Origin of the sequence: Lysinibacillus parviboronicapiens (assembly GCF_003049575.1) — a bacterium.
GTDB lineage: Bacteria > Bacillota > Bacilli > Bacillales_A > Planococcaceae > Lysinibacillus > Lysinibacillus parviboronicapiens.
This window is the reverse complement of sequence record NZ_PYWI01000069.1, coordinates 1-2,404: the sequence shown is the minus strand read 5'-3', so window position 1 is coordinate 2,404 and position 2,404 is coordinate 1. Positions and strand designations below refer to the sequence as shown.

3 protein-coding genes are annotated in these 2,404 nt (G+C 31.3%); all 3 read right to left on the bottom strand.

Translation table 11 applies throughout. The features are described 5' to 3' along the window. On the bottom strand, positions 1-316 hold a 316-nt coding region (locus C9J35_RS22840; RefSeq protein WP_167396052.1), incomplete at its 3' end, for an RNA polymerase sigma factor. Between the two features lie 477 nt (positions 317-793). Further along, on the bottom strand, positions 794-1,396 hold the full coding sequence (locus C9J35_RS22830) for a nucleotidyltransferase domain-containing protein (RefSeq protein ID WP_054770086.1): 603 nt from the start codon (positions 1,394-1,396) through the stop codon (positions 794-796). 164 nt (positions 1,397-1,560) lie between these two features. After that, positions 1,561-2,151 carry a histidine phosphatase family protein gene (locus C9J35_RS22825; RefSeq protein WP_054770087.1) on the bottom strand — a complete coding sequence of 197 codons (591 nt, stop codon included), beginning with the start codon at positions 2,149-2,151 and terminating at the stop codon, positions 1,561-1,563. Positions 2,152-2,404 lie beyond the last annotated feature (253 nt).

The following is a 2,404-nucleotide window of genomic DNA, read 5'->3' as shown; positions in this document are numbered from 1 at the left end:
CTCTTTCTAGTTCACTTTGCATGAGGACTTTTTCAGGTGTTTCTTCCTCAAATATTTCCTGTACGTTGAATTTCAATAATATATCTCTTCGTCTAGATTTCTTACGGGACAAATCATAATATTGATTTACTGCTACTCTAAATAGCCAACTTTGTATATTATCAATCTGGACTGAGTCTATGTATTGTAAAAACTTATACGCAGTATCTTGGATAATATCTTCTGCATCCTCCTTTGAAGCACCCATTTTTATTAGGCAAGAGTAAACAAATTTTAGTATCTCATTTAATTTTTTCCCCATCATGGAATCATTCATTTCAAACCTCCCACCTTTAAAACGTTTCAATACTAAAAAGGTTAACAAAAAATATAAATTTAGGTTACTTATTTCTCTTTAACGTATATTTCTTTAGTTGAGAAATAAAAAAAGAACTTGGTAAGAAAGTTTTCGCTTCTCGCCAAATTCATTTAAAAATATAAATTAGAAAATATATTGATTACATTTAATCAATCTTCGACAGCCAATGGCTATTTATAGTAGATCAACCTGTTGCTTTGAAATAAAGTTTGATCAAAAAAATCTCACAAACCAGCATTTTACAATAAATATAAAGTATCCAGTTTTAAAAAAGATTGATCAAAATGGATTCTTTAACAGCAGATATTAGTTTCGTTTTTTAAAAAGTTTGATCATTTCGTAATGGTGTTGCTCACCAATCGCGCCCGATTGTTGAACAACATCCCTAAGTTTTTGGAATTAATGATAACTTATGTTTTAAATCATATTTCACTCTTAGATATAGTCAAGCCACGAATGACCAGTTGGAAATTGCCTTTTCAAAGTCATTTTTAACCAATCCCTTTGTTCAGGCAGTAAATATGGAAGCATAATTTGTAAATCTTTAAAATCTTTTTCTCTAACCTTTGAGCTACCACCTTTATAAAGGAGTTGAATCTCGGGTCTCAGGTAAGGTATCTCATCATTTGTTCTTAAAAATATATCCTCTAATCTTCTTCGAATAGATTTTTCTCTCCTGTAAATCCAGGATTGTTGCTCTGTCTCTACTAACATAATTTGAAAAGCCCATGGAGAACTACTGCTTTTTGTAACCCAGATATCATTTGTGGTTTTTAAAAACTCGCCTTCTTGCCAAGGAACAAGTTTCCCATTCTCTGCTTTGTATAACATCCAATCATCTGACAAATGATTATAGGCAGTCAATTGTTCCTCTCGAAGTATTATTACATCAATATCATCATGTGCCCTTGACTGTTTGCCTAAATGTAAATCTAAAGCCCATCCCCCTGCAATACCCCATTTAATCGGAATAATAGAAAAGAGCTTATTAATTTCTGTTATGGTGATTGATTCCCAATTATCTATATCTGTCCGCAAATAAATATCCTCCCGTAGCGTAAAAATAAAATTTGAATAAAAGTATCCTGTAAACTTTGATTTTCGTTATAAAACCCACCGTTTTAAAATTAACGGTGGGTTTCTATTGATTAAATAGTGTGTTTTTTCTTAAAAAGTTGAAAAAATTTTTCAAGAAAATTATCCTATATATTCCCTAAATGATTCGTATCATTTATAAAATGAATTACCTTTTCCTTATCAGTAAGTTCAATTAAACTAATTCCTGTATCTCCAATTTTAAAATAATAATCCATGTTGATTGGCATTTGGTAAAAAGCACGTAATATATTATTAATTACCCCACCATGAGCAACAATCGCTATGCGCTCATATGTATTTCCTGTCACAATCTTAGAAAATATCGTTTCAATTCTCATTCGAAATTCTATGAATGTCTCTCCATTTTCAAAACTTTCATGAAAAAATTTTGGCTCAGGATACTTTTTCGCTTCTTCAAAGGATAATCCAGCTTGTACACCATTATTAAACTCCATTAATTCTTCTTCCAATTGCACTGGGCATCCAATAGTTTCTCCTAATATTTCAGCAGTTTCACGTGCTCTTTTTAACGTACTTGCCCATATAAAATCTGGTGGGAAATCATTATTTACTTTTTGTGATAAACTTCCCACTTGCTTTCTACCTCTTTCCGTTAATTCAAAATCAGCTCTTCCTTCATGTACGTTTAAAATATCTGCTTCAGATTCTCCGTGGCGAATTAATAGTATTTGCATCCCTTTTCCCCCTTATATCTTTTAAATCCAAAAAATATAAAACTAAACTCCCTCTATAAACATTGATGTATCAACGGTTTCCACCACTTCGTGATGAAGAAAAAATATTTTTCCACTTGATTTATAAACAGTATTTTTAATTTATAGTTATAATTTACAATCTGAGTGTACGCTTCGCTAAAACTAATGGAAATCATTAGCTTTTTTATCCACTATGTGATGCACAATGGATCTCTGCGATACTTATGACGAC

Bases quoted from the DNA above. Each gene is read 5' to 3' on its own strand.
- C9J35_RS22825 (WP_054770087.1), bottom strand. From the start codon at position 2,151: ATGCAAATACTATTAATTCGCCACGGAGAATCTGAAGCAGATATTTTA.